We start from the raw sequence: 26,998 nt of genomic DNA, 5'->3' as shown, positions 1-26,998 counted from the left end.
AGACGCCCTGGGGGTCAGTGGGCGTAGCCCTTGAGCCTCTCGGTTTCCAGGGTGACGGCGACCGGGTGCGGAATCCTGACCGTCGCTCCGTACGAGTGCTCGGGGTTGTGCCGGTACACCCCGTTCTCCGGATCGCTGTACACGGTGAGCGTCTCCTTGTCGCGGTCGACGAGGAGGAACACGGGGATGCCCGCCGCCGCGTAGGCCTCACGCTTCTCGGTGTCGCACCGGCTGTCGTCGCCGGAGTGGGGGGAGGTGACTTCGACGACCATGAGGACGCCGTCCGGGTCGGCCCACTCGCCGGGCTGCTTCACGAAGTGATCGAGTGGCGCGAGGGCGCCGTCCGCCCGGGTGCGGCCCTCGCGGTAGGTCTTGATCGTCAGGCCCTGCCCCGGATACAGCGCGAGTTCGGGCCGCTGGTGCATGCACTGGCGCAGAAGCCACATGATGATGGCCCCGTGGAGCTGGTCCGGCAGGGGCTTGGCGGTGCTGGGGGTCATGGCGTCGCCTCCTCCCCTTCCATCGTGCCCCGCTTCCGGAGTGAGTGAGCCGAATTGTCACGCATGGACCCTTTGGGGTGCCTTGGGAAGAGGTTCGGGGCTCGGGGCTTGAGCGCGGGCCGTCCGGTGGCTGGTCCGGTTTCGTTCGGGTCGGTCAGGTGCATGGTCGCGGTCTTCTCGTAGCGTGCCGCGATGCCGCGATGCCGCTTCAAGTGGTTGATGCACCGTTCGGCGGTGTTGCGTTGTTTGTGTGCCCGTTCGAAGGCGGGTGGCCCGCCTGCGCGTTCCCCACCGCTGGGGACCGCCCCCACCCGACCCCCAGTGGGCCGCGCTCAGTCGGCCGGCCTGCCGCCCTCGTCACCGAAAGCGCGTGCCGAAACGTCGACGTGGGCCAGACGGCGCAGGGATGCGAATACCGCGTCCCCCAGCACCGTGCCGATCACCGCCCGCTCCACCACGTCGTCCCGGCCCGCCCAACGTCCGACATACGCGATGTCGACCCCCGCGACCTGTTCTGCGGCGTCCGCGTAGTCGTCGAGCAGCCCGGTGAACTCCCCGTGCCCGACCCCTTCCAGCGCGGCCAGCGCACCCGCGAGCGCCTCTGCGGCCGGGTTGTCGTGGTCGACCCGCCAGCCGCGCCGCCCGATCAGCTCGGACACCTCCTCGCGGGCGGCCTCCAGTTCCTCGTCCTGCGCGCTGTCGCCGTACCGCGGGACGATCCGGTCCGTAGCCGCGCCCAGCACCTTGTGCACAGACCTGCCGGGGTCGTCGATCGCCGCGAGGACCGCCGCGACGGCCGCCACCTTGAGCCCGCCCACCTCCAGCAGCGCGCGGATCAGCCGCAGCCTGCGCTCGTGCGCGTCGTCGTAGCTCGCCTGGTTCGGGCTCGTCAGCCGCCCTGCCGGGAGCAGTCCCTCGCGTACGTAGTACTTGATCGTCGGCACCGGAACCCCGGTCCTGCGACTCAGCTCTCCGATGCGCACCGCGTGTTCACCCTTCACCTTCGGTCATCGCCTTGGCCGGTCTCTGCACTTGCCAGCCTCGCGCTCATCATAGATAGTTCCACTATCGGATAGCGGAGAGTGTCACTATCCATAATGCTCTGGGGGTAGCTCTATGTCCTCGCGGACCTCGAACTCATGGATGTCCTGGCACCGGCCGCTGATGGTCTTCGCGGCGTCGATGGCCGTGCTGGCCGTGATCTCGGCCGTCGGCATCGTGGTGGACGACCGGGTCCTGGTGGACTCGCCGATCTGGTCCAAGCCGTTCAAGTTCTCGGTGTCGTTCGTCGCCTTCTCGCTTGCCCTGGCCTGGATGCTCTCGCTGCTCACCCGCGCCCGGCGGGCCGGATGGTGGGCGGGCACGGTGGTCGCCGGGGCGAGTCTGATCGAGATGATCGCCATCACCGGCCAGGTGGTCCGCGGCAAGCGCAGCCACTTCAACCAGGAAACGCCCTTCGACTCGCTCGTGTTCAACGTGATGGGCGCGTCCGTCGTCGTCCTGTGGACCGGCACGCTGGTCATCGCGCTGCTGCTGTTCCGGGCGCGCATCGCCGACCGGGCGTCCGCCTGGGCGGTACGGCTCGGTGCGGTCCTCGCACTGGTCGGCGCGGGCATCGGCTTCCTGATGACGCGGCCCACGCCCGAGCAGGCGGAGGCGGCCGAAGCCGGCGTCGCCGATGTGATCGGGGCGCACAGCGTCGGCGTGGCGGACGGCGGGCCGTCGATGCCGCTGACCGGCTGGTCGACCACCGGGGGCGATCTGCGCATCCCGCACTTCTTCGGCATGCACGCGCTACAGGTGCTCCCCTTTCTCCTGCTCGCGCTCCTCGTCCTGGCGCCGCGGTTCGCCCGACTGCGCGACGAGCGCATACGGCTGCGACTGGTACTGGTGGCCTCGGGGACGTACGCCGCCGTGCTCGCCCTCCTCATCTGGCAGGCGCTGCGCGGTCAGCCGCTGATCCACCCGGACGGCGCGACGCTCGGCGCCGCCGCGGTGATCCTGGTCGGCTGCGCCGTCGGCGTACTCATGGCGCTGCGCACACCTCCCGCATCCGCAGTCACAGACGTCGACCACGGCAAGGAGCTTGTGGCATGACCGGCTTCCTCTTCGAACTGGCCTTCTGGCTCGCCGCACCCATCTGGCTGCTGCTGATCCTCGCTCCGCACGCGCGCGTCACGGCACGGATCGCCGCCACACCACTGACCGTCATCCCGGTACTGGTCGTCTACTTCGCCATGGCGATCCCCGTGTTCCCCGAACTGTGGGCAGCCGTACGCAGCCCCGATATCGACGGATTCCGGGATCTGGCGATCCTGGCCAACGGCGCCGGGGCCGTCTGGGCCCAGATCATCGCCTGGGACCTGCTGCTCGGTCAGTGGATGTTCCTCGAGGCGCGGCGGCTGGGGATCCATCCGCTGGTGATGGGGCCGCTGTTGGTCGCAACGATCCTGCTGTCGCCGTTCGCGCTGCCCGTTTTCCTGGTGGTGCGCGCGGTAAAGACCCGGTCCGTGGCGGAGCGGCCGGAGCCGGGGACCGGGTCTTCGGCGTCCCTCGAAGGAACTAGCCGTGCTTGAGGTCCGTGACGAATGTGGACCAGGAGGCTGTCCGGAACACGAGCGCCGGGCCGTCGGGGTTCTTCGAGTCGCGGACGGGGACGACGCCGGGGTGGCCGTCGGCGACTTCGAGGCAGTCGCCGCCGCTACCGTCGCTGTGCGTGGACTTGCGCCAAGTGGCGACCTCCAGGCAGTCGCCGCCGCTGCCCCCGCTGTAGCTGGACTTGTGCCAGGTCACCGTGGTCAGGTCGTACTCAGGGCTGATCTTCATGCGCGTAATCCTCCGCCACTGATCCGATCAGGGCCAGGGATTCCTTGGGTGACAGCGCCATGGCCCCGACCAAATCGTATGTCAGTTCGTGGCGGGCGACGGTAGCCGGATCGTCCTCCAACTGACCTGTACCCAGGCCTTGGAGGTAGGCGAGCGGGGGTCCGTCGGAGAAGGTCATCAGCTTGAGACCGCCCTCTAGTGCCGCGTGACCGCCTGCCTCGAACGGCAGCACCTGCACGATGACGCGATGACGCCGGATCATCCCCGCCACACGGCGCAGCGCCTCCGCCATCTCCGCGGCGCCGCCGACCTCGCGTCGCAGTACCGCCTCGTCCAGCACCGCCCACAACAACGGCGTTGTTGGATCGTCGAGGAGACGCGCACGCTCCAGTCTGGCCGCGACGAGTTCGTCGATGACGTCCTCCGTCGCCGTCGGCTGATACGCCCGGAAGATCGCTCTCGCGTAAGCCTGCGTCTGCAACAGCCCGGGAATCAGCAGCGGCGCGTACTCCTTGATCGTCGTCGCGGTCGCTTCCGCCTCCGCCGCCACGGCGAAGTGGTCCGGATACCTCGATCTGCTCGACGCTGTGCAGTTCCGCCTGAAGAACCCGTTCGTTCTCAGGATCTCGTCTATCTGCGCGGCGTATTCCGGCATCATCCGTCTCGTGCCGGCCTCCAACTGGCCGATGAACGAGCCGCTCACGAAGAGCGGTCTGCCGAGTTCCTCCTGCGTGAGGCCCGCATTTTCGCGGGCGTGGCGCAGTTCCGCGCCGAGCAGCGCGCGCGGGGACGACGACGGATCCAGATCCTTGGGACCGGGCATATGTCAACTCCGGTTAGGACAGATGGGGTTGTTGGGCGTCCGTTACTGGCCAGGCTAGCCCGCACTCGACCACTCTGTGTAGAGAAAGCACACACTCAGCGTGGAGGTGCCTGATCATGGTGGTGCGAGCGGCGGAGCGGCTGCGGACCGCGGAAGAGGTGGTGTCCCAACTGCGGGACGGGCTGGGTGTGGTGGCGGTGACTCTGCCGTCCTTACGGGTCGACCCGGTGTCGCTCGCGAGCGACACGCCCTATCCGCTGGTGGATCTGGGGCGGTGCAACCTCGATACGGCCTTGCGGCTGGCCGCCGCGCTCGAGGGGCTGAGGCCATGACGGGGGACGGGGTGCCGGATACGGGGACGTACGCCGTCGACGCCCGTGACGGGCGCCTCGGACAGGTGATGGGGCATGTGGGTATGTACATCCAGCTCCGGCCGCCGGGCGGGGGCAAGGAGTGGGACTGTCCACCCGGGGACGTGCGGCCGGCTCCGCCGGGGGAGGTGCTGCGGGCACGGGTGCGGGAGATCAACGCTGCGCGGCGATTGCCGTGAGGGCGGCACCCCCATTCCACGGAGGTGCCGCCCTCTCACGGTCGGCCTCACGGTCGGCGTGCGTCGGCGTGCCTCGGCGTGCGTCGGCGTGCCTCGGCGCGCGTCGCCGCGCGCCGGGGCGGGTCAGCGTACGTCGACGAAATCGGCGGTCGCCGTGCTGTCGAAGTGCGTGCCGTCGCCCAGGTAGCGGATCACCCAGGAGCCGTCCTTGCTCGCCTTGCCCTTGAGCGTGGCCTTGCCGTTGGCGGCGGTCCTGCCCGAGGCGACCGGGGTCCAGGTCTTGGAGCCCTTGGCCTGGAAGTAGAGCTTCACCGGCTGGGACGCGTACGCCTTCCAGCTCCCGGAGTTCTGCTGGAGCGTGCCCGTGACCGTGACGGTGGCGCCCTTCTTCACCGGCTCGGGAGCGGCGTTGACCGATGTCACGCGGGTCTGGGTCCGGGTGAGGCGGGCGACCGGGCCGAAGCTCTCGGTGAACGCGTTGTTGAGCACGTGGTGCACCCGGTAGTAGCCGCCCGTGGTGGTCGTCGTGTTGAGGGTGAACGTCGAGTAGTAGTAGCTCGGCTTGGCGCTCGCGACCTTCTTCCAGCCGGACTTGCCGTCCGTGGAGAACTCGAGCTGGACCGGCTCCGCGTCGAACCGGTCCTCGCGGTCGTACCTGTTCCGGAACGTGCCCGTGACCGTCACCTTGCCGTTGGCCGCCAGCTTGGAGGTCACGCCGTCGATCCGCGACTCCGCGGGCATGACGAGCGGCCCCGACGTCGCCCCGGAGACGTAGAACTCGCTCGCCTCCGCGACCCAGCCATTGAGCCGGACACCGGGTGTGCCGGTCAGTTTCGCCGTGAACCGGCCCTCGGCGTCCGTGGTGACCGTCTCGCCCCACGGGGTCCCGCGGCCGTCGGTGCCGAGGCTGACGCGGACCGTGGTGCCGGGCACCGCCGCCCCCTCGTGTGTCACCCGGCCGGTGATCGTGACCGTCTCGCCGGGCAGGGCGCGGGTCTTGTCGGCCGTGGCGGTCACGGTCACGGGGTACGACTGCCAGGCGTACGACGCGTACTCCTCGCCGGCCACGCCGCGCACGGTCGTGTTGTTCTCGGCGAACGCGGCCTTGAAGGTCGCGTGTTCCGGCAGAGCGAACACCGGGCTGAGTACGTTGCCCTGGTCGTCGCTGAGCGCGGACTCGGTGATCGTGGCGGAGCCCGGCTTCTTGAACGTACGGGTGAAGTCCACCGTCCGGCCCGCGAGCGGCACCAGGTCGCCGCTGCCGGGCTGGACGGCCCGGAGCTGCGTCTTCATCCGCACGTTCGGGTTCTCCCGGCTGGGGAGCGCGTCGTGCGTCATCGTCTCGAAGTACGGGCGCAGCGTGAAGTCGAGGACGCCCGCGCCCTCGCGGGTGGTGGTGCCGCCCTTGCTGTCGGTGGCGGTCACGTCGATCGTGTACCGGCCGAGCTCCGGGATGGTCCCGCCGTCCTCGGTGAGCTTGAGGAGGGCGCTGTCCGGCACCAGGAACCTGCCCTTGTTCCAGGACTGTTCGGTCAGCGAGGGCACTTCGGAGACCACGGTGCCGCCCTGGCGCACCTTCGCGGAGACGGACACGATGTCCGCTCCCGCGGTGTCGGTCCAGGCGGTCACGGAGAACTGTCCGCGCTGGGTGTCGACCGTTCTGGCCGGGCCGATGCCGACCGGGGAGGCGTCCGCGGCGAAGGCGGCCGGGGCCAGTGGGCCGAGCGGGAGTACGGACACGGACATCGCCGCGACCGCGGTCAGCAGGGTGAGAGCGCGCTTGGGCACGTGGGTGTTCTCCGGTCGGGGAAGGCGGTGGCGGTCAGCGGACATCGACGTACTTCATCTTCGACTCGCTGTAGAAGTGCTTGGAGTCCGGCTGGAGAGCCATGGCCCAGTGGCCGTCGCCGTATGCCGTGCCCTTGAGGCTGTACTTGCCGCTGCTGCCGGTGGTGCCCTTGGCCACCCAGTACCACTGGTTCTCGCCCTTGGGCTTGAAGAGCAGTGTCACCTTTGCGCCCTTGTAGCCCTGCCACTTGCCGCCGGTGTGCTGCTGGAGCGTGCCGGACGCGGTGAACCTGGCGTCCTTGTGCGGGCGGGTCGGGGAGACCGAGAAGGACGAGAACCGGGTGAGGGTGCGGGTCAGACGTACCGGCGCGCTGTTCTGGGCGAGGAAGTTGTCGTTCTCGGCGTGCGCGATGCGGTAGTACGCGTTGACGAAGCCGTCGTTCTCGATGGTGAAGGGGCAGTATCCCGCGGTGCCGCCCTCGGCGACCCCGTGGCGCAGGTTCACCCACGTCTTGCCGTCCGCCGAGTACTGGAGGGTGACCCGCTCGTCCCAGCACCAGTCGGCGGCCAGCCGGCCGGTGGCCCTGACCTTGCCGTACGGGCTGAGCTCGATCTTGACGTTGGTGTACTTGAACGCCTTCGGGACCGCGATGTCGCCGCGGTCGTACGGCAGGTCCGCGTAGTACACGCTCGGCTTGAGGTAGGTGTGGACGCCGGTCGTGTACGCGGCCTTCGCCGGGTACGTGAACGTGCCGTCCTCGCCGACCGTGGAGCTGCCCATCACGGTGCCGACCTCGTGGCGCGAGGTGTCCGGCTCGCGCGGGGTGGAGATCACGGTCGCCCCGGTGAACGGCTTCCAGCCGCCCGGGGTCAGCCGCTCGGCGCGGCCGGTGACCGTGACGGAGTCGCCCTTGTGGACCCGCTTCTTGCTGAGGTCGGCGGAGATCCGGTACTTCGTCTTGGAGATGGGCAGATCGGGGACCTCGGCCGCGTCGTCCGGGTCGGTGTCGGCGGTCGCCTCGACGGTGGCCCCGCCGCCGCGCACGTCGGCGCCCGGAGTGAGGGGCAGTGAGAAGCCGCCGCCGTTCCCGGTGACGGTCGCCGTCTTCGCGAGATCCGTCCAGTCCGTCCCGTACATACGGAAGCCGACCTTGACCTTTGTGCCCTCATGGGCCGGTGTGCGCAGGCCCGTCGACGGGTCGAGGGTGGTCGCGGTGCCGGTCAGGACGGCGTCGCGGTGCTCGTAGTCGGTGGACTCGCGGTCGAAGGCGAGGCCGGAGACGCCGGTGTGCAGCCGGTAGCTGAGCTTGCCGCCGCCCTCCCAGTGCTGAATCGTTCCGCCGGGCATGCGGTAGTCCACGGTCACCGGGTAGTCGCCGAACGCGCTGCCTTCGGGCAGCCGCAGCGGCTGGTCGGTGGCCCAGCCACCGGGCCTGCTGCTGGTGTAGTCGTGCCAGGACAGCTCGTCGGTGGAGAGCAGCGGCGCGGCGCCGGGCTGCTGCCCGGGCGCGAACACATTGACCTTCACCCAGAGGGCGTTGTACGGAAGGCCGATGTCGAGCCGGCCGTCGTCGAAGGTGTCGGTACGGGTGACCGGCACGGGAGCCGCGGCGGCGGCCCCGGCAGTCCTGGCGGCCGTGGTGGCAGTGCCGGTGCCGACCGCGAAGGCGGCGGGTGCCGTCGCCAGGGCGGGGAGCGTCAGCCCCGCCGAGAGTGCGAATACAGCTGCCGCACGCACCGAGGCATGCGGAAACAGGCGCGCTGGGCGCATGAAAGGGACCCCCCACAGGTCATGAAGCGGTCGCCGGGAAACGGCACACCGCGAGCGATGCTGAGTGATCGCGTAGGGAGGCAGAATAACCGGCCGCGCGGCCGGGCTGCCAGATGAAATCCGGGCACGGCATCCCAGTTGTCTCTCGTCCCTTTGGTGAACACTCGGTGGCTGTACCTGGCGCAGGGCCCAGGCGGCTTCGAGCGTTCGTCCGCCGATGCCGGAGACGGGCGGCAGGTCTTCACTTGTGGTCGCGCAGGAAGGCGGGGATCTCGTCACGGGTCGGGTAGTTCGGCACAGGTGCCGGCTTGGCTTGAAGGAACGCGGTGATGACGGCGGCGGCTCGGTCGTTGTTGTCGTCGAGGCCGTTCCACATGCGGTGCCCGACTCCGGGCATGTACTGCGCGCGCTGGATGGCGGGGTCATCAGCGAGGACGGCGGTCGCCCACTGCCGGACCTGGGAAGAGCACTCGGCGATCATCAGCATCGCGGGGGTTCGGGAGCGCCTCAGTTGCGGAGCGATGGAGGGGGAGTCCTTGATCGTCTGCTGGACGCGGAGGCTGGCGGCGGCGCTGAAGGAGAAGTTCTGCGCCGTGTCCTCGGTCGGGATGAGGCTGTCGCACGGCTCCTGCCCGGTGAAGGTCAAGAGTGCTTCTTGGGCGTGTGGTTGATGAGCTTGTTGAGGTTGTGCACCGTGCCGAGGAGCTTGATCTCGGCGTCCACCGCCTGGCGGCCGCGGTAGTTGAGGTGCCGTCCGAAGCGTTGGAAGATCTGGGCGAATCCCGGCTCGACCAGGGCACTGCGTTGACGGTACTGGGCCCGTCCTGTTGGGGTGGCGAGGCGGGCCGCCATGTCCTGCTGGCCGGCAGGGGCCTGCTGACGTTTCGCGGGAAAGCCTGCCTGGTCGGCATCGCTGGTGACCGAGACCAGTAGCGGGAGGTCGGCGAGGGCCTCGAAGGACGCGGCGGAAGCGTACCCGCTGTCGGCGAGCCAGAGTTGGATGTCGCCGGGGAGCCGTGCGGCCTGGTGATTGTGCTGGGTCTTCTTCACCATCGGAACGAGGGCCGTCCTGTCCGAGGGATTGTCGTGCGCTTCGATGGCCAGCAAGAATTGACGGCGGGCGCACACGATCTGGATGTTGTATCCCTGCAGGTAGCCGCCGCGTTTGCCGGGAATCAGCCGGGAGTCGGGATCGCTCAGGCAGGAACGGGACTCCGGGGAGGGGGCCGGTCGGGGTGTGCGGGCCCGCTCCAGCCAGGCCCGCATCTTCACCAGTCGCGTTCGCTGGCGAACGAGGACGGTCTTGTGCTCCATCGGGACCGGCGGCCGTCCGTTCGCTCCACGACGTCCTGCCGCCCGGTCCTCTCGGACGCGGAGCTCGTACTTCTTCAGCTTCTCCTGGTGAGCCTCGGTCTCGGCGGCCAGGCGCTTCTCCGCGCGGGCCACCATCCGCTCGGCGGCTTCGACCTTGATCCGGATCTCGGTGGGTGAAGGCATAGCCCGTTCATGCAGTCTGTCCCTGGCCAAGTGGGCCCGGGTGAGCCGGTCGCACAGCCGGGACAGGCGAGGCCAGTTGTCGCACGCGTCCTCGCCATCTCCCTGTGCTGCCGAGTCATCGGCCTCGACGCTCAGCGCGTGGTCGACTACATCCTCCATCAACGCGTGGATCTCTTTCTCGTACTGGGAGATGGTCTCCTCCAGGCGCTGGAGCCGCTGGTTGGCGTCGCGTGAGGCGTTCGCCTCCATCGGTGAGCCGTCCACGGCCACCGCCGAAAGATCGACCAGGCCACGTCGGCCGCACAGCGACAACACCTGCACGAACAGTGAGTTCAAGGCGGCACGGTGGCGTCGTACGAACCGCGCGACGGTGGAGTGGTCCACTCGGCGGTTCGCGGTGATGATTCGGCAGCCCACGTCGTCCCAGCAAGCCTGCTCGATGCGACGGGAGGAACGCACTCCCTTGCTGTAGCAGTACAGGAGCAGCGCAATCAGGCTCGCGGGAGGGTAGGCCACCCCGCCCCGCCCGTCGTCACGGTAGCTGTTCTCGAACGCCGACAGGTCAAGTAGCTCGACGACGTCGAGCACCTTCCAGCACAGGTGCTCGGGCGGCAGCCACTCCCGGACATCCCGCGGCATCTCAAGATCACGTTCACGGTCGCACGACCAGAAGTTCCGCCCCACCAGCCAAGATTCCGACGCCTCCTGGATCCTCGGAACCGAACAACGAATCGCTCTTGACCTTCACCGGGCAGGAGCCGTGCGACAGCCTCGGATGCGCTGCGCGTCGCGCGCGCAATAGGCGGACGCGGTGTCGCTGCCGAGGTCAGCGGCCGTGAACGCGTTGTCGCCTTCGGCCTGTCCGATCAGCCCGGTGTCGGGAGTGAGGAGTCCGAGGCGCATGAGGCCGAATCCGACGGCGTACCGGGGAACCGTTGTCGACTTCGGTCCGGTCACGGCCGGCGCGAGGCCGCGCGCGGAGGGGCGGCCCTTGTGCCCGGTGTTCTGCGCGGTGGGGCCGTCCATCGGGCCGGGTTCGGCGACGATCGCCCGGTGCAGGTGTGCGGCGACCCGCGGATCAGCCAGGGCTCGCGTGAGCACGACCCCGCCTGAGGAGAATCCGAGGATGTCGACCCTGCCCTTGTCCAGACGGTCGATGAAGGCGGCGAGATCGCGGACCGACCGGGAGATCGTGTACTGGTCCATGGGGAGAAGGCCGCTTCGTCCGCCGCCGGCCTGTTCGTAGGCGTAGACGTCGTAGCCCTGGCGCGCCAGGAGTTGCAGGAACCGGTGGTCGAGCAGCGAGATGCCGCGGACCGGTCCGCCGTTGAGGTACACGAACGGGATGGGATGCCGGGTGCCGGGGTTCGCGGGCGGGTAGTGGTACACCGCGACCCGGCTGCCTGTGGCCAGGCTCCAGTGCTGCGTGGCCACGAAAGGCAGGTCGGGCGGGTACCGCCGGGCCGTGGGCACGGTCGGGATGCAGACCGACGCCGTCAACGCTGCCGCGACAACCACCGGCAGGAACGGCACGAGCCGCGCCGCCCGGGTACGACGCCGACCCCGCCACAGTGCGGCGACAGTCCCGACTCCAAGGATCGTCAGCCATGCGCCGAACCCCGAGCCTGCCCCGTCCGTGAGGACGATCAGAACGAGAAAGGCGACGACCAGCGCCGAGACGGCGGCCAGGGCCAGCAGTAAGCGACCGGTAAGGCGGGCAAGGCGTATGGCGAACGTGGGCACGGCGGACCTCCGAAGTTTCAAAACGCTGTTTCAAAACGACGTTATCAAAGAGGTAGGATTCTCGTCATGGGTAGGCCGAGAACAAACGACGAGACCGTCAAAGAGCGACTCGTGGAGTGCGCGACCGAGATGCTCGCCACCCGTCCGCAGGAGTCGCTCACAGTCCGCGCCGTGGCCACGGCCGCCGACACGTCAACGGCGGCGGTGTACTCCCTGTTCGGCGGCAAGGACGGACTGATCGGAGCGGTACGCGACAGAGCCGTCGCCAGTCTGTTCCAGGCGCTGACGGCGGTGGCGACCTCCGAGGATCCCCTCGCCGACATCTACGCACTGGCCGCCGCATACCGACGATGGGGACGCGAACACAGCCACCTGTACTCGGTGCTGTTCGGTGGGGTGCAATCCTTCAAGCCGTCGGGGGCGGTCGGTACGAGTGACCCCATCCGGCCGCTCATCGCGGCGATCGATCGCGCCGTGACAGAGTCCGTCCTCGACGGCCACGTGACGTCGATCGCTGTCTCGCTCTGGGTGACCCTGCACGGGCTCGTGACACTCGAACTCGCCGGGGCCCTCGACGCCCCCACAGCAGAGGCCGCATTCCGATCGACGATCCACGCCGCGCTGCGCGGCTGGACGACCCCCGCGGTGTTCCGCAGCCTTCGGCACGACGAACCCGCCCCTTGACGGGGATCGCGACCAACTGGCTGACCCCCAGCGCGCCGCTCAGTGCCCGGGGCGGCCGCCCCCGACCTCCCGGCAGTCCCTGGATGCGCCGCTCGACTCCCTCGCCGCGGCCGGGGTCGCAGCGCCGGTGAGCGCATGACCGCGGCGGTCATGCGCCCCCGCCTTCCCTACGCGTCCAGCGCCTCGCGCCACCCGCGTACCGCCCCCGCCTCGACCCCCGCCGACCACCCTCCCGGCCGCGCCGCGCCGCCGATGTGGAACGCGTCCACCCCTCCCGACCTGAGCGCCGGAAGGTGGTCCAGGCGCAGGCCCCCTCCCACCAGGATCTGGGCCTCGTAACCCGGTTCACCCCGCCGCGCCGCCTCCGCCAGGAGCGTGGGGAGACCGTCGTCCACGCCCGCCGCGGACCCGGCGGTCAGATACGTGTCCAGACCCGGCATGTCCGCGAGGTGCTTGCGCAGGGCGTCGCGGTCGACCGCCCGGTCGATCGCCCGGTGGAATGTCCACCGGCAGCCCTCGAGCTCCGCCATCAGCCGCTCCACCGTGACCAGGTCCGCGTTTCCGGCTTCGTCCAGGAACCCGAGCACGAACTCCTCCGCGCCCTCCGCCCGCATCTCCCCCGCGACCCGCACCAGCGCGTCCACGTCGCCCGGGCCGCCCGCGCCGAAGCCGTTCGCCCGCCGCAGCATCACCCGCAGCGGGATGTCGACCGCCGCGCGAATGCGTGCGAACGTCTCGCGCGTCGGGGTCAGCCCATCCGACGCCATGTCGGTGACGAGCTCCAGGCGGTCGGCCCCTCCGGACTGGGCGGCGACCGCGTCCTCCGCGTCGAGAGCGATGACCTCCAGGACTGCACGGTTGCTCATGTGACCCCATTCCTTCGGCGAGACTGCTACAGGTCTAGTCCAATATCCAGACTAAGGGATCACCGTCCCCCCACATCAGCCGCATCCGGAGCGGCTCAGAGACTCAGCGGCTCAGCGGCTCGGACTCAGCGGCTCGGAGACGCAGCAACTCAGCGACTCAGCCGCCCGGGCCGCCGCCCCCGACGGCGCCTCCGCCTTCACCGCCGCGCGGCGGCCCGCTCTCGCGCCCCTGCCCCGCGCCGTGAGTGCTGTGAGTCTTCAGGTTGTAAGGGAGAAGGCGCCCCCCGTCGTGCGGGAAGTCGTCCTCGTCCGGCACCCGTACCTCCTCGATGTGCGTGGGGTGGTCGGGCGGCTTCGGCTGCTCCGCGGGGGGCGGCGCGGGCGCCTGCTGGTCCCGGCGCCTCCCGTCCCACCACATGGCGCCCGCCAGCAGGGCCGCGAGGACGATCCCGATGATGAAGGGACCGGCTCCGGTCAGATGCTCACCGGCCGTGACGTCGGAAGCCGAGATGCTCTGGACTGTCAGCAAGGCGTTCATGGCGTCTGCCTCCGCGCATGGGGGATGGCACACATGCCGTTATGTTTCGTTCATACCCATTTACCACCACTCGATACGCGACTGCCAACCGCCCCCTCCGGAGTCACCCCGTACCCCTCCGGAGTCACCGCATGTCTAGAGTCACCGCATGACCGATCGCTCCCAGGTTCTTCGCGACCGCTGGACGCAGACCCTCCTCGCCGCCCGCGACGGCGCGAGCACGCCGGACCCTCTGCCGTACGCGGAGAATCTGCTCGCCCGCTGGGCCGAGCCGCAGCGGCGCTACCACACCACCGCCCACCTGGCCGCGGTCCTCGACCACATCGACACCCTCGCCGGGCATGCCGACGATCCCGACCTCGTCCGCCTCGCCGCCTGGTTCCACGACGCGGTCTACCATCCCGACCGTTCGGAGAACGAGGAACGCTCGGCCCGACTCGCCGAACGCGCCCTTGCCGAAGCCGGACTGGACCCCGGCCGCACCGCCGAGGTCGCCCGGCTGGTCCGTCTCACGGTCACCCACGCCGCCGAGGAGGGCGACGCCAACGGCGCGGTCCTGTGCGACGCGGACCTGGCGATCCTGGCCGCGGCCCCTCAGCCGTACGCCGCGTACGCCGCCGCCGTGCGCGAGGAGTACGGATTCGTCCCGGACGACGCCTTCCGCGAGGGCCGGGCGGCGGTGCTGCGCCAACTCCTGGAACTGCCCCGGCTGTTCCGCACGCCGCACGGAGAACGCGCGTGGGAGTCCGCGGCCCGCCGGAACCTGGCGGCGGAGCTGGAGTCGCTTCAGCAGAAGTAGACGACCAGTCGGATGTTGTCGTCACCGTGCAGCCCGGCCAGGGTGCGCATGACCGAAAGGACCGGCTCCCACTTGCCGGTGTCCTCGAAGACGAGCCGGCGGCGGGTGAAGACCAACGGCCGGTAGACGTACTCGCCCAGCTCGACCTCGGCGCCTTCGGGCCAGTCGTACGGGGCCGTGTTGTCCTTGCCGAAGCGGTCCCACGCCTCGTCGTAGACGTCGGTCGACGCCCGCGCGAAGCCGTCGTACGCAAGCGTGCCGTCAGGCTGCCTGCGCCACTGCTCCACGTGGTAGAAGGCCGCCCTGCCGTCCTCCATGCACGGCTCGTCCCAGTCGACCGCCGCGAGTTCGGCCCAGGTGGCGTACGAGTAGCTGTGCCCGGCATCCTCCGGGTCCTCGGCGTCCGGGCGGAGCGGCGAGTCGGCGGGCACGCCCCGCTGGTCGAAGAGCGGCACGATGTCCTCGAGGTACGAGTACCCGAAGAGACAGTGCCAGGAGAGCTGGTCGCCCCTGCCGGTCCGCAGCTCGTGCAGCCCCAGAATCACGTCCCACTGCGCATCTCTCGCCCATGACTCATTGCCCCACAGCCGGCCCTCGACGACCCCGTGTATGTCCACTCCCATGAGCGGCAACTCTAGGGAACGCGCCGGTGCTTGGGCCTGCGCAGCCCCGCCTCCGTGAGCCGCCGTACGAGTTCCTTGGGGCCGATCTCCACCGCGCCCGCCCGCACCGCGTCCCGGTAGCGGGACTCCGGGACGTCGTAGTGGTCCCGCTCGAAGGCGCGGGGCGGGCAGCCGATCGACGCGGCGAAGGCGTGCAGCTCCTCGTACGAGACGTCGCTGACCAGGTGCGACCACAGCCTGCCATGGCCCGGCCAGGTCGGCGGGTCGATATAGATCGTCACGGGGTCAGCCCGCCGACGGGGGCCACGATCACGCCGGCCTTCGCGCAGACCCAGTGCGGATCGGGTCCCAGCTCCGGGTCCACATCCAGCGCGTGCGGGTCACCGGCGTCACAGACGGGGCACAGCGGCCAGCGGCCGTGCCGCTCCAGCAGCGCGTCCTGGACGTCCTGGGCGACCAGACCGGCGACGTACTCGACGCCCTCCGGCCACTGCTCGACCCACCAGCGGCGGTGCGTCACCGCGTCCTCGACCATCGAGACGACCCCGGCATCGGCCACATCGCGGGCGGCCAGATCGGCGAGGACCAGCGCGCGCGCCGCGTGCAGGGCCTGCTCGAGGGGGTTCATGTCGTCCATGCAGCCATTGTCGCCCCACCGGCCCCAGCCGGAACCGAAGGGGTTGACGATGAACAACCGCCGAAAATATCTTTCAAGGGTGACCAATCCAGTGAAGGAAATTTTCAGCGGTGCCGCTCCGCCCGCCCCGGCCGCTCTCGCGGCCAAGGTGCGGACCCTCGCGCCGTCCATGACCCGCTCCATGCAGCGGGTCGCCGAAGCCGTCGCCGACGACCCGGCCGGCTGCGCGGCCCTCACGGTCACCGGTCTCGCCGAGCTCACCGGCACCAGCGAGGCCACCGTGGTCCGCACCGCCCGGCTCCTCGGCTACCCCGGCTACCGCGACCTGCGCCTCGCGCTCGCCGGGCTCGCCGCCCACCAGCTGTCCGGCCGGGCTCCGGCGGTCACCGCCGACATCGCCGTCGACGACCCCATCGCGGACGTGGTCGCCAAGCTGGCCTACGACGAGCAGCAGACCCTCGCCGACACGGCAGCCGGACTCGACACCGTCCAGCTGGGAGCGGCCGTGACGGCCGCATCGACCGCCCGCAGGATCGATATCTACGGCGTCGGCGCATCCTCGCTCGTCGGCATGGACCTCGCCCAGAAGCTGCTCCGGATCGGCCTGATCGCGCACGCCCACGCCGACCCGCACCTTGCCGTCACCAACGCCGTGCAACTGCGCTCCGGCGATGTGGCCATCGCTATCACCCACTCCGGCTCCACCGGCGATGTGATCGAACCACTGCGGGTCGCCTTCGATCGCGGCGCGACGACGATCGCGATCACCGGCCGTCCGGACGGCCCGGTCTCGCAGTACGCCGACCATGTGCTGACCACCTCCACCGCCCGCGAGAGCGAGCTGCGGCCGGCCGCCATGTCGTCCCGTACCAGCCAGCTCCTCGTCGTGGACTGCCTGTTCATAGGGGTTGCGCAGCGTACGTACGAGACGGCGGCCCCTGCCCTGGCCGCTTCGTACGAGGCGCTCGCCCATCGCCACAGCCCGCGCACCCGCTAGAAAGCCGAGCCGCTCTTCATGACCTCCACGTCCTCTGCGTCGTCCGCGTCCTCGGCTTCGTCCGCGGCGGGGTCCTCGGCTTCGTCGGCGGCAGCTTCGGCTTCGGCTGCGACTTCGACTTCGGCTTCGGCTGCGTACGGTGAACTCCGTGCCCAGCTGGCCACGCTCACCACCGAGGCGTTCCGGCCCGAGCTCGCCGACATCGACCAGCTCCCCACCCTCGAGATCGCCCGGATCATGAACGGCGAGGACCGGTCCGTCCCCGACGCCGTCGCCGCGCAACTGCCGCAGATCGCCGCCGCGATCGACGGCACCGCCGAGCGGATGTCCCGCGGCGGCCGGCTGATCTACGCGGGCGCGGGCACGGCGGGCCGCCTCGGCGTGCTGGACGCGAGCGAGTGCCCGCCCACCTTCAACACCGACCCCGCAGAGGTCGTGGGCCTGATCGCGGGCGGCCCGGCCGCCATGGTCCGGGCGAGCGAGGGCGCCGAGGACAGCAAGGAACTGGCCGCGGCCGACCTGGACGCGCTCAAGCTGACCGCGAACGACACGGTGGTCGGGATCTCGGCCTCGGGCCGTACTCCGTACGCGATCGGCGCGGTCGAGCACGCCCGCGCCGGCGGTGCGCTCACCATCGGCCTGTCCTGCAACGCGGGCAGCGCGCTCGGCGCGGCCGCCGATCACGGCATCGAGGTCGTCGTCGGCCCCGAACTCCTCACCGGTTCCACCCGGTTGAAGGCGGGCACGGCGCAGAAGCTGGTCCTCAACATGATCTCGACGATCACGATGATCCGGCTCGGCAAGACGTACGGAAACCTGATGGTGGACGTCCGCGCCTCCAACGAGAAGCTGCGCGCCCGCTCGCACCGGATCGTCGCCCTTGCCACGGGCGCGCCCGACGAGGAGATCGAGGCGGCCCTGGCGGCCACGGACGGCGAGGTGAAGAACGCGATCCTGACGATCCTGGGCGAGGTCGACGGCCCGACGGCCGCGCGTCTCCTGACGGAGAGCGAGGGTCACCTGCGCGCGGCGCTCCGGTCACGCCGGAGGGGCTGACGTTTCAGCGGGTCACCTCCTGGCCGTGGTCCTGGCGCCCCGGAGCGGACCCGGAACCCGCACCCCCAGGACCGGACACCCCGGAAACCCGCCGCCCCCTCGGGGCTACCCGAGCTGGTGCGGCAGAGGGGACGCGTGGAGGAGCGTCAGGCCGGAGACCGCGCGGGTCAGGGAGACGTACAGGCGGCGCAGGCCCGTGCGTTCGTCGGGTTCCGCGTCGATCACCGCCGCGGGCTCGTCCAGGACCACGTAGTCGTATTCGAGGCCCTTGGCCAGCGACGCCGGGACCAGCGTCAGGCGGGACTCGGCCGTCGTCTCCTCGCCGGGGGAGAGGTACGCGTGGCCCGCCGACATCAGGGCCTCGGCCAGGGCCGGGATCCGGGCGTCCGCGGCGATCAGGCCGATCGAACCCTCCTGGCGCAGCGAGTCCTCGCACGCCGCGACGACCGCCACGTCCAGCTCCGCGACATCCGTGACCTCGCGGACCTCCAGGGAGCCGGGGGCCTCACGGACCGATCCGACCTCCGCCAGGCCCGGTGCGATGTCCGGGAGCAGACGGGACGCGTACGCGATCACCTCGCGCGGCACACGGAAGCCCGCCGTCAGCTCTTCGACGGCCGCGCCCGGCTTGCCGAGGTGGGTCAGGGCCTGCTGCCAGCTCTCCGTCGCCCACGGGGTGGTGCCCTGCGCCAGGTCGCCGAGGACGGTCGCCGAGCCGGTCGTGCAGCGGCGGCCCACCGCGCGGTACTGCATCGGGGACAGGTCCTGCGCCTCGTCCAGTACGACATGGCCCAGCGAGTGCGTGCGCTGCACCAGGTCGTTCGCCTCGTCGATCAGCACCGCGTCCGCCGAGGACCACTTGGCGGCCCGGACACTGCGGGCCGGCTTGGTCCACAGGACGGTCTTCTGTTCCTCCGCGGTCAGCAGGCCCTCCGCCTGCTCCGCAAGGAAGTCCGGGTCGGACAGCAGCCGGAGCACCAGCTTCGCCGGGTCCACCGGGGGCCAGACCGTCTTCACCGCCGCCTTCACCGCGGGGTTGCGGGCCACCGCGTCCTGCACCCGGTCGTCGGGTGCCTCGCCCGCCTGCTCCATGCGGACCAGGACCGCGTGCGCGATCCGCTGCGGAAGCGCCTCGCGCGCCGCGCCGTACCGGATGTCCCGGTCCAGCAACTCCCGCACCATCTCCTCGAGTTCGTACGCCGGTACGCGCCACCGCCGCGAGCCGCGCACCACCATCAGCGGCTCCGCCGGCATCGTCACGTGCGAGCGGACGGCCCGCCGCAGCACCTCCGCCATCCGCGCGTCACCCTTGATCACGGCGGCGTCGGAGGGATCGGTTCCGCGTACCTCCACATGGGCCACGAGGTCGTCGACCGTCGACTGCTTGACCTCGAGCTCGCCCAGCGCGGGCAGGACTTGCTCGATGTAGTGCAGGAAGGACCTGTTCGGCCCGATCACCAGCGTGCCGGTACGGGCGAGCCGCTCCCGGTGTGCGTACAGCAGATACGCGACCCGGTGCAGACCCACCGCGGTCTTTCCGGTGCCCGGGCCGCCCTGCACGCACACCGTGCCGCCGAGCCCCGACCGTACGATCTCGTCCTGCTCCGGCTGGATCGTGGCGACGATGTCCCGCATCGGGCCCACGCGCGGGCGCTCGATCTCCGCCTGGAGCAGCTTGCTGGTCTGTTCCCGCTCGGCGGGGTCGGTCAGATGCTCGTCCTCGTACGCCGTGAGCTCGCCGCCCGTGTAGCCGAAGCGCCGCCGCAGCCCGACGTCCAGCGGGTCCTTCCGGGACGCCCGGTAGAAGGGCTGCGAGACGGGTGCGCGCCAGTCGATGACCATCGGGTCGCCGTCCGCGTCATGGACGTGGCGGCGGCCGATGTAGAAGCGCTCGCCCTCCGCGCCCTCCGCCCGGTCCGCGCCGACCCGGTGCAGATAGTCGAGGCGGCCGAAGAAGAGCGGCGTGTGGGAGAGATCGGCGAGTGCCTTGATGCGCTCCTCGATCTGCGACTCCAGGACGGCGGCGTTGACCCAGTTCGCGGTGACGTCGCGGATGTCGAGGGCCTGGACGTCCTCGCGCATCGTGCGGAGGGCGGCGCGCGAGGCGGTGAGATGGGCGCGTTCGCGCCCGAGCGGGTCGGGTTCGGACATGGGTTGCCTCCGGCGGACACGGCGGGATCACGGCATGACGGACCGGCCGGTTTCCGTCCGGGCGGCGGCACTCCACGAGGGGAGGCGGGCAAGACGGGCGATTGTAGCCAGAGGGTGGATCGCGGGCGAATGGTTTTTCTCGGGGTCGGTTCGCGCAGGTCCTCCCCGGGCGCTCGGGCGGTCCTTCCCGTAGGGGACGGCGTATGCCTGGAGTCGTACACGCGCGGTCCCGCGGTTCCGTCCGCAGATCGATGTGGCGCGCGGTGCCGGCGAGCCATCATGGAGGTATGAGCACAGCAACCTTCACCCCAGGCACCCACGTCCCCCACCCCCGTCACGGCGCCACCGCCACCGGCGCCGCCCCCCACCCGCCCCACCGCGTCGGCAACGCTCTGCGCGCGGTCAAGGTCTTCGCCGAGGCCGTGTTCAGCGTCGCCGTCCTCGGGGAGTACGCCGAGGAGGCAGGTGTCCACCGCCGCTGACCTCCGGGGCTGCTGACCCCCTGGGCCGTCGACCCCCTAGTAGGGTCGCGCCCGTGAAGTACCGGAATGTGACTCTTCGTTCACTCACCGCATTCAGCGCCCTGACCCTCGCGCTCTCCCTGGCCGCGCTCGCCGCGCTCTGCGTCACCCAGCGCATTCCGATGGCCGACACGCTCGTGTACCGGGCCGAGGGGGCCGCCGTCGCAAACGGCACCGCTCTCTACGGGTTCAGCGTCACCGAGTGGCGGCTGCCCGCCACGTACCCGCCCTTCGCGGCGATCCTCTTCGTACCGACCACCTGGCTGCCCGTCCCGGCGCTCAAGGTGGTCTTTGTCGTCGGGAACGCGCTGCTGCTCGCTCTGCTCGTGCGCCTGTCCTGCCGGTTCGCCGGGCTTCCCGCGCGGCCCCCGCTGATCATCGCCGCGGTCGCCGTCGGCCTCTGGCTCGAACCGGTCTTCCAGACTCTCCTCTTCGGGCAGATCAACCTCGCCCTCGTCTGCCTGGTCCTGTGGGACCTGTCGCGGGACGAGGAAGCCCTCGGCAAGGGCTTCGCGCTCGGCGTCGCGGCCGGCGTCAAGCTCACGCCCGCCGTTTTCATCGTGTACCTGCTGATCACCGGACGGGTACGGGCCGGGCTCACCGCCCTCGCCTCCTTCACCGGCACGGTGCTGCTGGGAGCGCTCGTGCTCCCGTACGCCAGCGTCGACTTCTGGACCCGGCGCATCTTCGAGACCGGCCGGGTCGGCAAGGTGTGGATCGTCGACAACCAGTCGCTGCAGGGGCTGCTGGCCCGGCTGCTGCACACCCCGGAACCGGGGCCTGTCTGGATCGCCACCGCCGCGTTCACCGCCGTCGCCGGGCTGTGGATCGCCCGCCGCTCCACGAGCACGGCCTGGGGAGTGCTGGTCACCGCGATGACCGCGCTCCTCGTCTCGCCGATCAGCTGGTCGCACCACTGGGTGTGGTGCGTACCGCTGCTGGCCGTACTGATCGCGGAGGGCCGTCTCCGTACGGCCGCGGCCGTGACCGCGCTCTTCCTGGCCCGCACCCTGTGGCTGGTCCCCCACCAGGGAGAGCAGGATCTGAAGCTCCCCTGGTGGCAGCAGCCCCTGGCGTCCCCCTATCCGCTGCTGGGCCTGGCGGTGCTGGCCCTGGCCCTGTCCCTGGGGAACCGGCGCGCGGCAGTACCGGGGCCACGCGCCACAGCACCGCGGAAGCAGAGTGAGCCGAGTGACATGAGTACGCGCCTGGGGGCGAATTGAGTTCCGGGACCGGTCGCGCCGCGGCGCACGAATCGCCGGCTCGGATGTGCGCCCGGGCCGGTTTGTAACATCGCGGGCTGCCCGGGCGTGCTGATGACAGGAAGCGCTACGGGCACGGACCGGAAAACGGGAACAGAGGCATATGTCGACCGACGCAGAGTTCGACGCCTTCTACACCGCCACGGCCAAACGGCTTGTCGCCACGGTCTACGCAATGACCGGGGACCTGGCCGAGGCCGAGGACGCGGTGCAGGAGGCGTATGCACGGGCCTGGCAGCGATGGAGCCGGCTCACACGGGAGGGGGACCCGCTGCCGTGGGTGCGCACCGTCGCGTCCCGGCTGGCCATCAGCACCTGGCGGCGTACCCGCAACCGGCTGCGCGCCCAACTGCGGCACGGCCCTGCGCCGGACGTGCCCGGGCTGTCCGAGGATCGCGTCGCCCTGGTAGCGGCGCTGCGCGAGCTGAGCCCGGACCAGCGGCGGGCGGTGGTGCTGCACCACCTGCTCGACCTGCCGGTGGAAGAGGTGGCGCGCGAAACGGGCGCCTCGAGCGGCGCCGTGAGAACCAGGCTCAGCAGGGCGCGCAAACTGCTCGGCGCGCAGCTCACGAACATCGACACATACGACGAGGGGGTCGTCACGAATGGCTGACGTCGAGGAACTGCTGGACGGTGTCCCGGTGCGGCTTGCGCCCGCACAGGCCGTACGCGCCCGTGGTGAGCGCCGCCGGGCACGGCAGCGGATGGGCGGCGTGGTCGCAGTGGCGGTGATCGCCGCGACGGCGGTGGGCATCGGCTCGTGGACGGATCCGACACCGGGGCCGCGCGGTTCGCAGGTGGCCTCGGAAGGCGAAAACCCGTTCATGTCGCACGGGGTGGTGCAGGACCTGAAGCCCTCGGAGCTGCCGAGGTACGCGGCCCTGCACTGGAAAGGCGACGAAAAGGCATCCGATGCAAGCGCCCTGCCGCAGGCCGGGCTGGACAGCGTCTGCAACGGCCGGCCCGGTGGCGTCCGGGCCCCCGAGCAGCAGTTCACCCACACCTACAGCGGCAAGGGCGACGCGAGGGCCCGGCACCGCGTGGCCCAGTACGCGAACACCGCCGAAGCCCTCGACGCGGTCCGCCGGCTCGGGGAGACACTCGGCGACTGCGGCCTCAAGGAGCACAAGGGCGGCGGCTACAGCGGGCCGACGAACGGCAACGGCCGCCGGCTCGAGGTCAGCGTGCAGCGCTGGGGAGCATGGGTGAGGGTGGTCGAGACGCAGTACAGCCCGCCCTCCTGAGGAGAGCAAGGACAGCGCCCGCCCACCCCCGGGGAGAGGCCACCATGAGTGCCACTCGCCCCCGCGGCGGGTTGACCGCCCTGATTCTCCCGAAGGACCCGCGGGTTCGTGCCAAGACACGGGTCCACCCGGGCTGTTCAGGAAGGCGCGGAACCTCCGCGGCGATCATCAGCCGGCCCCGGCGGTCACCGGCCTCCGGGGTGCGGAGATCCACCACATGAGCAACACACTCGCGCTAGTGTTCGTACGTGAGCCTTTATGTCGTTATAGGATTCGGGCCCGCCGGGGCGGCCACTGCTCGGCTGCTGGCCGAGAAGGGTCACTCGGTACGGGTCGTCACCAGGTCGGGCCGAAGCCCGGAACCCGGCATCGAGCACGTCGCGTTGGACGCGACGGACAGCAAGCGACTGATCGAGGTGTCGCAGGGCGCGGCCGCGATCTACAGCTGCGCCGCACCGCCCTACCATCGCTGGGCGAGTGAATGGCCGCCGCTGGCCTCGTCCCTCTGCGCGGCGGCCGAGGCGACCGGGGCCGTCCTGGTCATGCTGGGCAACCTCTACGGCTACGGTCCGGTGGACGGTCCCATGACCGAGAAGCTGCCGCTCGCGGCGACCGGTCCCAAGGGGCGGGTGCGCGCCGCCGTTTGGGAGCAGGCGCAGAAACTGCACGAGCAGGGTCGTATCAAGGCGGTCGAGCTTCGGGCCTCGGACTTCTTCGGGCCCGGTGTGACCGATGGCGGGCACCTGGCCGCGCGGGTCGTGCCACGACTGCTGCGCGGCAAGCAGGTCTCCACGCTCGGGGATCCGGACGCCCCGCACAGCTGGAGCTATCTCCCCGATGTGGCCAGGGCCCTGGTCGAGGTCGCGGGCGAGGAGCGGGCCTGGGGACGGGCCTGGCACGTCCCGACGGAGCCCGCGCTGTCCACCCGCGAGATGGTCGACCGCCTTGCCGCTCAGTCGGGAACGGGTCCGGTCGCGGTGCGAAGGCTCCCGCCGGCCGTACTGGGTGTCGTGTCGGTCTTCTCTCGGCTGATCCGCGAACTGAAGGAGATCCGCTATCAGTTCGACCGACCGTTCGTAGTTGACTCAACGGCTTACGAAGCCGAGTTCGCGGTACGAGCCACCCCCGTCGATGAGCAGGTCAAGACAACGGTGGACTGGTGGCGTGAGCGACTGGCCACCACGGGATGACCTCTGCGGCGGCGACGGATGCGGTCTCGGACTGCTCCCGTTCCTCCTGCTGATGGCGCTGTACGGGACGGTGTGGGCGGCGGCGCGGCCGCTCACCCGGCACGCCGCCGCGAACTCACCTGCCCACCTCACCCGTTGAGGAACTCCGCACACCGGTAGGGGCCCAGCGCGGCGCTTTCGGACGGCCGCAGGGTGACCTCGACGTCGTCGGCCCGGACCTTCGGGTCGAGTACGGACTGGGCGCGCGCCAGGGTGCACACCAGCTGCCCCGTGCCCTGGTCGCGCCCCGTCGCCGTATAGGGGCCGTCGAGGCGCACCGTGACGCGGGAACCCGTTCCCGTCACCGAGTAGCCGCCGAGCTCCTGGACGAGAGAGGTGAGCCCGTCGCGCTGCTCGGCGGGCGGCGGCCCCCCGGCGAGCAGCTTCACCACCGCGTTGAGGTCCTTGACCTCCCTGTCGAGCAGGGGCACCCCGCGCAGTCCGCTGTCGGACGCGTAGTACAGCCGCATCCCGCGCGTCAGCCCGGACGCGGGCTCGCCCGCGCCTATCACTCCGGTCGGCTGGACGCCGCAGCCCATGAGGGCAATCCCCAGCGCGGCGACCACGACCCCTTGCCGGACCTTCACTCCGTGCCCTCTCCGGTACGTCGCAGGGGCAGGCGCAGCGTGAACACTGCGCCGCCCTGCGGTCCGTCGGCGACGTCGATCGTGCCGCCGTGCAGCCGCGCGTTCTCCAGCGCGATCGCCGTGCCGAGGCCGCTGCCCTGTCCGCTGTCGTCGGCCGCGCCACGCGTGCGGGCCGCGTCCGCCTTGTAGAACCGGTCGAACACCCGCTCCCGAGCCCCCGGCGGCAGCCCGGGACCGTGGTCGGCGACCTCCAGCGTCACCCACTCCCCGTCCGCCGCGAGGGCCGTCCCGAGGGTCACGGTGACCGGCGGGGCTCCGTGCCGCAGCGCGTTGCCCACAAGGTTCGCGACGATCACGTCGATGCGGCGCCGGTCGACCACCGCCCGTACGCCCTCATCGAGGTGCGTCCGCACCCGGTCCGTCCAGCCGCGCAGCGCCAGCGACGCCCGTACGGTGTCGGCGAGGTCCGTCTCGGCCGCGTTCAGCCGTACCGCCTTGGCGTCGAAGCGGGAGATCTCCATCAGGTCCTCGACCAGCCGGGACAGCCGTGCGGTCTCCGTGCCGACGGTACGGGCCGCCCGCGCCGCGTCCGGCGGCAGCTGGTCGGCGTCCTCCTCCAGGACGGTCGCCACCATCGTCATCGCCGCGAGGGGCGTACGCAGTTCGTGCGACACGTCCGCCACGAAGCGGCGTGCCTTCGCCTCCTGCTCGCGCAGTTCCGCGTCGGAGGCCTGGAGCGCGTCGGCGGTCTCGTTGAACGTCCTCGCCAGGTCGGCGAGTTCGTCGTGCCCGGTGACGGCGACCCGGCTGCCGAGGTCTCCGGCCGCGAGCTCGCGGGTGGCCCGGCCCAGCTTGCGTACCGGACGAAGGACCGTCCCCGCGGCCAGCAGCGCCAGGACGGCGGCCAGCAGCACCACCGGCACGATGCCCGCCCGTACGGAGTCCAGCAGGGCGGCAGTGTCGTCGCGCTCGGCCCGCAGATCGGCGATCGCGAAGACCTCCAGGCCGGAGGTGCGGCGGTCCCCGTCGGCGTACGTCACGGGCATGCCGACGACCAGATAGGGCTCGCCCCGCCACACCACCCGCTGGAACCGGGCCCCGTCCCCGGTGCGCACGGCGGTGCGCAGCTCGGCGGTGATCCGGCCCTCCGTCTCGGCGAGGGAGTCGGAGACCGCGACGAGGTCCTGGTAGCGGGCGACAACGATGCGGGCGCCGATGCCCTCCGAGACCTTCGCCGCGAACCGGGACAGCGACCGCTGGTCGGGCGGTACGTCGAAGTCGGCGGCGACCGCGGTGACCCGCTCCCGGAGGTCGTTCACGGCGGCGTTCTGGGTGCGCTGGAGGACGGCGGTGCGGGCGTCCCGGTAGGCGAGGGCGGTCGCGGTCACCGCGCTGATGAGGGCGACGACGACGAAGGTGACGACGAGCCGGGTGCGCAGCCCGCCGACGAGCCGCCGGGAGCGCCTCTTCGCGGCGGTGCCGCGCTTGCCTTCGTCCGTACGGCTCACAGCGGCCCGAAGCGGTAGCCGAAGCCCCGCACCGTCTGTATGTACCGCGGCTTCGCCGGTACGTCCTCGAGCTTGGCCCGCAGCCGTCCGACCGCCGCGTCCACCAGCCGGGAGTCGCCCAGGAAGGTGTGGTCCCAGATGGATTCGAGGAGCTGCTCGCGGCTGAAGACCCGGCCGGGGGAGGCCGACAGCTCCAGCAGCAGCCGCAGCTCGGTGGGCGGCAGTGCGATCGGGGCGCCGTGCTTGGTGACGGTCAGCCCGGCGCGGTCGATCACCAGCCCGGCGCGGTCGGCGTCCGCCCCCTGCGCATGCCCGGACGGTTCCGCGCGCCGCAGCGCGGCCCGGATGCGGGCCTCCAGCACGGGTGCGGTGACCGGCTTGACCACGTAGTCGTCGGCGCCCGCCTCCAGGCCCGTCACGATGTCCTGGTCGTCGCCGCGCGCGGTCAGCATGATGACCGGCAGGGCGGTGGTCCTGGCGCGGATGCGGCGGCACACCTCGAAGCCGTCCATGCCGGGCAGCATCAGGTCCAGCACGGCCAGCTCGACCTTCCCGCCGCCCGGGCCGTCCAGCAGGGCGAGGGCTTCCTCGCCGGTGGCCGCCGTGTCGACGTCGTACCCGTGCCGGCGCAGCACGAGCTCCATTCCGTCCCGTACGGACGCGTCGTCCTCGATGAGCAGCACATGCGGCATGCGGTCGATTATGGGCGCCACGACCGCTGGTCCGCTGCCCGGGCAGGGGGTCGATGTGCAGGTCGGGGGCATTGTTACGTTCTCATCATGTGGCCATGGAGGGGCC

Annotated in this window: 33 protein-coding genes; 14 read left to right on the top strand and 19 right to left on the bottom strand. The window is 70.8% G+C overall.

What is annotated here, in order from left to right; genetic code table 11:
- Positions 1 to 14 precede the first annotated feature (14 nt).
- Entirely contained in the window at positions 15 to 500 is a 486-nt protein-coding gene (locus tag OG883_RS29720) for a Uma2 family endonuclease (RefSeq protein ID WP_266547051.1), read from the bottom strand.
- Between the two features lie 332 nt (positions 501 to 832).
- On the bottom strand, positions 833 to 1,483 hold the full coding sequence (locus OG883_RS29715; RefSeq protein WP_266549586.1) for a MerR family transcriptional regulator: 651 nt from the start codon (positions 1,481 to 1,483) through the stop codon (positions 833 to 835).
- A gap of 199 nt (positions 1,484 to 1,682) precedes the next feature.
- Here OG883_RS29715 and OG883_RS29710 point away from each other — a divergent pair, with 199 nt between their 5' ends.
- Both OG883_RS29710 and OG883_RS29705 read left to right on the top strand, forming a co-directional pair.
- A complete protein-coding gene (locus OG883_RS29710) occupies positions 1,683 to 2,597 on the top strand; it encodes a hypothetical protein (RefSeq protein ID WP_266549584.1) in 915 nt (304 codons plus the stop codon).
- The gene (locus tag OG883_RS29705) at positions 2,594 to 3,076 is read left to right on the top strand and encodes an ABA4-like family protein (RefSeq protein WP_266547048.1); all 483 of its coding nucleotides are present in this window, start codon (positions 2,594 to 2,596) and stop codon (positions 3,074 to 3,076) included. The genes OG883_RS29710 and OG883_RS29705 overlap by 4 nt, the downstream gene beginning before the upstream one ends.
- On the opposite strand, the gene OG883_RS29700 is transcribed toward OG883_RS29705, so the two are convergent.
- Entirely contained in the window at positions 3,063 to 3,326 is a 264-nt protein-coding gene (locus tag OG883_RS29700; RefSeq protein ID WP_266547045.1) for a DUF397 domain-containing protein, read from the bottom strand. The genes OG883_RS29705 and OG883_RS29700 overlap by 14 nt on opposite strands.
- A complete protein-coding gene (locus OG883_RS29695) occupies positions 3,310 to 4,149 on the bottom strand; it encodes a helix-turn-helix transcriptional regulator (protein WP_266547042.1) in 840 nt (279 codons plus the stop codon). The genes OG883_RS29700 and OG883_RS29695 overlap by 17 nt, the downstream gene beginning before the upstream one ends.
- A gap of 116 nt (positions 4,150 to 4,265) precedes the next feature.
- Between OG883_RS29695 and OG883_RS29690 the strand changes: the two genes are divergently transcribed.
- Both OG883_RS29690 and OG883_RS29685 read left to right on the top strand, forming a co-directional pair.
- Entirely contained in the window at positions 4,266 to 4,481 is a 216-nt protein-coding gene (locus tag OG883_RS29690; RefSeq protein ID WP_266547040.1) for a hypothetical protein, read from the top strand.
- A complete protein-coding gene (locus OG883_RS29685) occupies positions 4,478 to 4,699 on the top strand; it encodes a hypothetical protein (RefSeq protein ID WP_266547037.1) in 222 nt (73 codons plus the stop codon). Before OG883_RS29690 ends, OG883_RS29685 begins: the two co-directional genes overlap by 4 nt.
- A gap of 123 nt (positions 4,700 to 4,822) precedes the next feature.
- Here OG883_RS29685 and OG883_RS29680 read toward each other — a convergent pair whose 3' ends face one another.
- From OG883_RS29680 to OG883_RS29660, 5 genes are all read right to left on the bottom strand, one after another.
- Complete coding sequence (locus OG883_RS29680) at positions 4,823 to 6,532, bottom strand: hypothetical protein (protein WP_266547034.1); 1,710 nt, start codon at positions 6,530 to 6,532, stop codon at positions 4,823 to 4,825.
- Positions 6,522 to 8,258: a hypothetical protein gene (locus tag OG883_RS29675; protein ID WP_266547032.1), complete on the bottom strand. Its 1,737-nt coding sequence runs from the start codon at positions 8,256 to 8,258 to the stop codon at positions 6,522 to 6,524. Before OG883_RS29675 ends, OG883_RS29680 begins: the two co-directional genes overlap by 11 nt.
- Positions 8,259 to 8,499: 241 nt before the next feature.
- Positions 8,500 to 8,904 carry a hypothetical protein gene (locus OG883_RS29670; protein ID WP_266547029.1) on the bottom strand — a complete coding sequence of 135 codons (405 nt, stop codon included), beginning with the start codon at positions 8,902 to 8,904 and terminating at the stop codon, positions 8,500 to 8,502.
- The gene (locus OG883_RS29665) at positions 8,901 to 10,394 is read right to left on the bottom strand and encodes a transposase (protein WP_266541001.1); all 1,494 of its coding nucleotides are present in this window, start codon (positions 10,392 to 10,394) and stop codon (positions 8,901 to 8,903) included. The genes OG883_RS29670 and OG883_RS29665 overlap by 4 nt, the downstream gene beginning before the upstream one ends.
- Positions 10,395 to 10,499: 105 nt before the next feature.
- Positions 10,500 to 11,498: an alpha/beta fold hydrolase gene (locus tag OG883_RS29660; protein WP_266547027.1), complete on the bottom strand. Its 999-nt coding sequence runs from the start codon at positions 11,496 to 11,498 to the stop codon at positions 10,500 to 10,502.
- Positions 11,499 to 11,564: 66 nt separating this feature from the next.
- On the opposite strand from OG883_RS29660, the gene OG883_RS29655 reads away from it, so the two are divergent.
- Positions 11,565 to 12,182 (top strand): TetR/AcrR family transcriptional regulator, encoded by a 618-nt coding sequence (locus tag OG883_RS29655; RefSeq protein ID WP_266547024.1) that lies wholly within the window; start codon positions 11,565 to 11,567, stop codon positions 12,180 to 12,182.
- Positions 12,183 to 12,349: 167 nt separating this feature from the next.
- Here the strand turns inward: OG883_RS29655 and OG883_RS29650 are convergent, their stop codons facing one another.
- Both OG883_RS29650 and OG883_RS29645 read right to left on the bottom strand, forming a co-directional pair.
- Complete coding sequence (locus OG883_RS29650; RefSeq protein WP_266547021.1) at positions 12,350 to 13,048, bottom strand: copper homeostasis protein CutC; 699 nt, start codon at positions 13,046 to 13,048, stop codon at positions 12,350 to 12,352.
- Positions 13,049 to 13,205: 157 nt separating this feature from the next.
- On the bottom strand, positions 13,206 to 13,586 hold the full coding sequence (locus tag OG883_RS29645) for a DUF6479 family protein (protein ID WP_266547018.1): 381 nt from the start codon (positions 13,584 to 13,586) through the stop codon (positions 13,206 to 13,208).
- A gap of 148 nt (positions 13,587 to 13,734) precedes the next feature.
- Between OG883_RS29645 and OG883_RS29640 the strand changes: the two genes are divergently transcribed.
- Positions 13,735 to 14,385 (top strand): hypothetical protein, encoded by a 651-nt coding sequence (locus OG883_RS29640; protein WP_266547016.1) that lies wholly within the window; start codon positions 13,735 to 13,737, stop codon positions 14,383 to 14,385.
- Here OG883_RS29640 and OG883_RS29635 read toward each other — a convergent pair.
- The 3 genes from OG883_RS29635 to OG883_RS29625 are packed head-to-tail and all read right to left on the bottom strand — an operon-like array spanning position 14,373 to position 15,645.
- On the bottom strand, positions 14,373 to 15,008 hold the full coding sequence (locus OG883_RS29635) for a hypothetical protein (RefSeq protein ID WP_266547013.1): 636 nt from the start codon (positions 15,006 to 15,008) through the stop codon (positions 14,373 to 14,375). The two genes, OG883_RS29640 and OG883_RS29635, sit on opposite strands and share 13 nt — an antisense overlap.
- Before the next feature lie 11 nt (positions 15,009 to 15,019).
- Positions 15,020 to 15,289, bottom strand: coding sequence for a DUF4031 domain-containing protein (locus tag OG883_RS29630; protein WP_266547010.1), 270 nt, complete (start codon positions 15,287 to 15,289; stop codon positions 15,020 to 15,022).
- Positions 15,286 to 15,645: a hypothetical protein gene (locus OG883_RS29625; RefSeq protein WP_266547008.1), complete on the bottom strand. Its 360-nt coding sequence runs from the start codon at positions 15,643 to 15,645 to the stop codon at positions 15,286 to 15,288. Before OG883_RS29625 ends, OG883_RS29630 begins: the two co-directional genes overlap by 4 nt.
- A 79-nt stretch (positions 15,646 to 15,724) precedes the next feature.
- Here OG883_RS29625 and OG883_RS29620 point away from each other — a divergent pair, with 79 nt between their 5' ends.
- Positions 15,725 to 16,642 (top strand): MurR/RpiR family transcriptional regulator, encoded by a 918-nt coding sequence (locus OG883_RS29620; RefSeq protein ID WP_266547006.1) that lies wholly within the window; start codon positions 15,725 to 15,727, stop codon positions 16,640 to 16,642.
- Here OG883_RS29620 and OG883_RS29615 read toward each other — a convergent pair.
- The gene (locus OG883_RS29615) at positions 16,639 to 16,845 is read right to left on the bottom strand and encodes a hypothetical protein (RefSeq protein ID WP_266549706.1); all 207 of its coding nucleotides are present in this window, start codon (positions 16,843 to 16,845) and stop codon (positions 16,639 to 16,641) included. The two genes, OG883_RS29620 and OG883_RS29615, sit on opposite strands and share 4 nt — an antisense overlap.
- Between OG883_RS29615 and murQ the strand changes: the two genes are divergently transcribed.
- Positions 16,799 to 17,698 (top strand): N-acetylmuramic acid 6-phosphate etherase, encoded by a 900-nt coding sequence (murQ, locus tag OG883_RS29610; RefSeq protein WP_266549581.1) that lies wholly within the window; start codon positions 16,799 to 16,801, stop codon positions 17,696 to 17,698. The genes OG883_RS29615 and murQ overlap by 47 nt on opposite strands.
- Positions 17,699 to 17,803: 105 nt before the next feature.
- Here the strand turns inward: murQ and OG883_RS29605 are convergent, their stop codons facing one another.
- Positions 17,804 to 19,849: a UvrD-helicase domain-containing protein gene (locus OG883_RS29605; RefSeq protein WP_266547003.1), complete on the bottom strand. Its 2,046-nt coding sequence runs from the start codon at positions 19,847 to 19,849 to the stop codon at positions 17,804 to 17,806.
- Between the two features lie 287 nt (positions 19,850 to 20,136).
- Between OG883_RS29605 and OG883_RS29600 the strand changes: the two genes are divergently transcribed.
- The 6 genes from OG883_RS29600 (at position 20,137) to OG883_RS29575 (ending at position 24,205) form a co-directional block, all read left to right on the top strand.
- On the top strand, positions 20,137 to 20,331 hold the full coding sequence (locus OG883_RS29600; RefSeq protein WP_266547001.1) for a hypothetical protein: 195 nt from the start codon (positions 20,137 to 20,139) through the stop codon (positions 20,329 to 20,331).
- A gap of 161 nt (positions 20,332 to 20,492) precedes the next feature.
- Positions 20,493 to 21,593 carry a glycosyltransferase 87 family protein gene (locus OG883_RS29595; protein WP_266549579.1) on the top strand — a complete coding sequence of 367 codons (1,101 nt, stop codon included), beginning with the start codon at positions 20,493 to 20,495 and terminating at the stop codon, positions 21,591 to 21,593.
- A gap of 142 nt (positions 21,594 to 21,735) precedes the next feature.
- On the top strand, positions 21,736 to 22,245 hold the full coding sequence (locus OG883_RS29590; protein ID WP_266546998.1) for a SigE family RNA polymerase sigma factor: 510 nt from the start codon (positions 21,736 to 21,738) through the stop codon (positions 22,243 to 22,245).
- The gene (locus OG883_RS29585; protein ID WP_266546996.1) at positions 22,238 to 22,876 is read left to right on the top strand and encodes a hypothetical protein; all 639 of its coding nucleotides are present in this window, start codon (positions 22,238 to 22,240) and stop codon (positions 22,874 to 22,876) included. The genes OG883_RS29590 and OG883_RS29585 overlap by 8 nt, the downstream gene beginning before the upstream one ends.
- A 248-nt stretch (positions 22,877 to 23,124) precedes the next feature.
- Entirely contained in the window at positions 23,125 to 24,066 is a 942-nt protein-coding gene (locus OG883_RS29580; protein ID WP_266546994.1) for an NAD-dependent epimerase/dehydratase family protein, read from the top strand.
- A complete protein-coding gene (locus tag OG883_RS29575; RefSeq protein WP_266546991.1) occupies positions 24,041 to 24,205 on the top strand; it encodes a hypothetical protein in 165 nt (54 codons plus the stop codon). Before OG883_RS29580 ends, OG883_RS29575 begins: the two co-directional genes overlap by 26 nt.
- Here OG883_RS29575 and OG883_RS29570 read toward each other — a convergent pair.
- Genes OG883_RS29570 through OG883_RS29560 form a run of 3 tightly spaced genes read right to left on the bottom strand, consistent with a single transcriptional unit; the run spans position 24,195 to position 26,892 of the window.
- Complete coding sequence (locus tag OG883_RS29570; protein WP_266546988.1) at positions 24,195 to 24,692, bottom strand: hypothetical protein; 498 nt, start codon at positions 24,690 to 24,692, stop codon at positions 24,195 to 24,197. The genes OG883_RS29575 and OG883_RS29570 overlap by 11 nt on opposite strands.
- Positions 24,689 to 26,200, bottom strand: a complete 1,512-nt coding sequence (locus OG883_RS29565) for a HAMP domain-containing sensor histidine kinase (RefSeq protein ID WP_266546986.1) — start codon at positions 26,198 to 26,200, stop codon at positions 24,689 to 24,691. Before OG883_RS29565 ends, OG883_RS29570 begins: the two co-directional genes overlap by 4 nt.
- A complete protein-coding gene (locus OG883_RS29560; RefSeq protein WP_266546983.1) occupies positions 26,197 to 26,892 on the bottom strand; it encodes a response regulator transcription factor in 696 nt (231 codons plus the stop codon). The genes OG883_RS29565 and OG883_RS29560 overlap by 4 nt, the downstream gene beginning before the upstream one ends.
- Between the last annotated feature and the right edge of the window lie 106 nt (positions 26,893 to 26,998).

This window comes from Streptomyces sp. NBC_01142 (assembly GCF_026341125.1).
In the GTDB taxonomy this organism is placed as follows: Bacteria; Actinomycetota; Actinomycetes; order Streptomycetales; family Streptomycetaceae; genus Streptomyces.
This window is presented reverse-complemented; position numbering and strand designations above follow the sequence as displayed.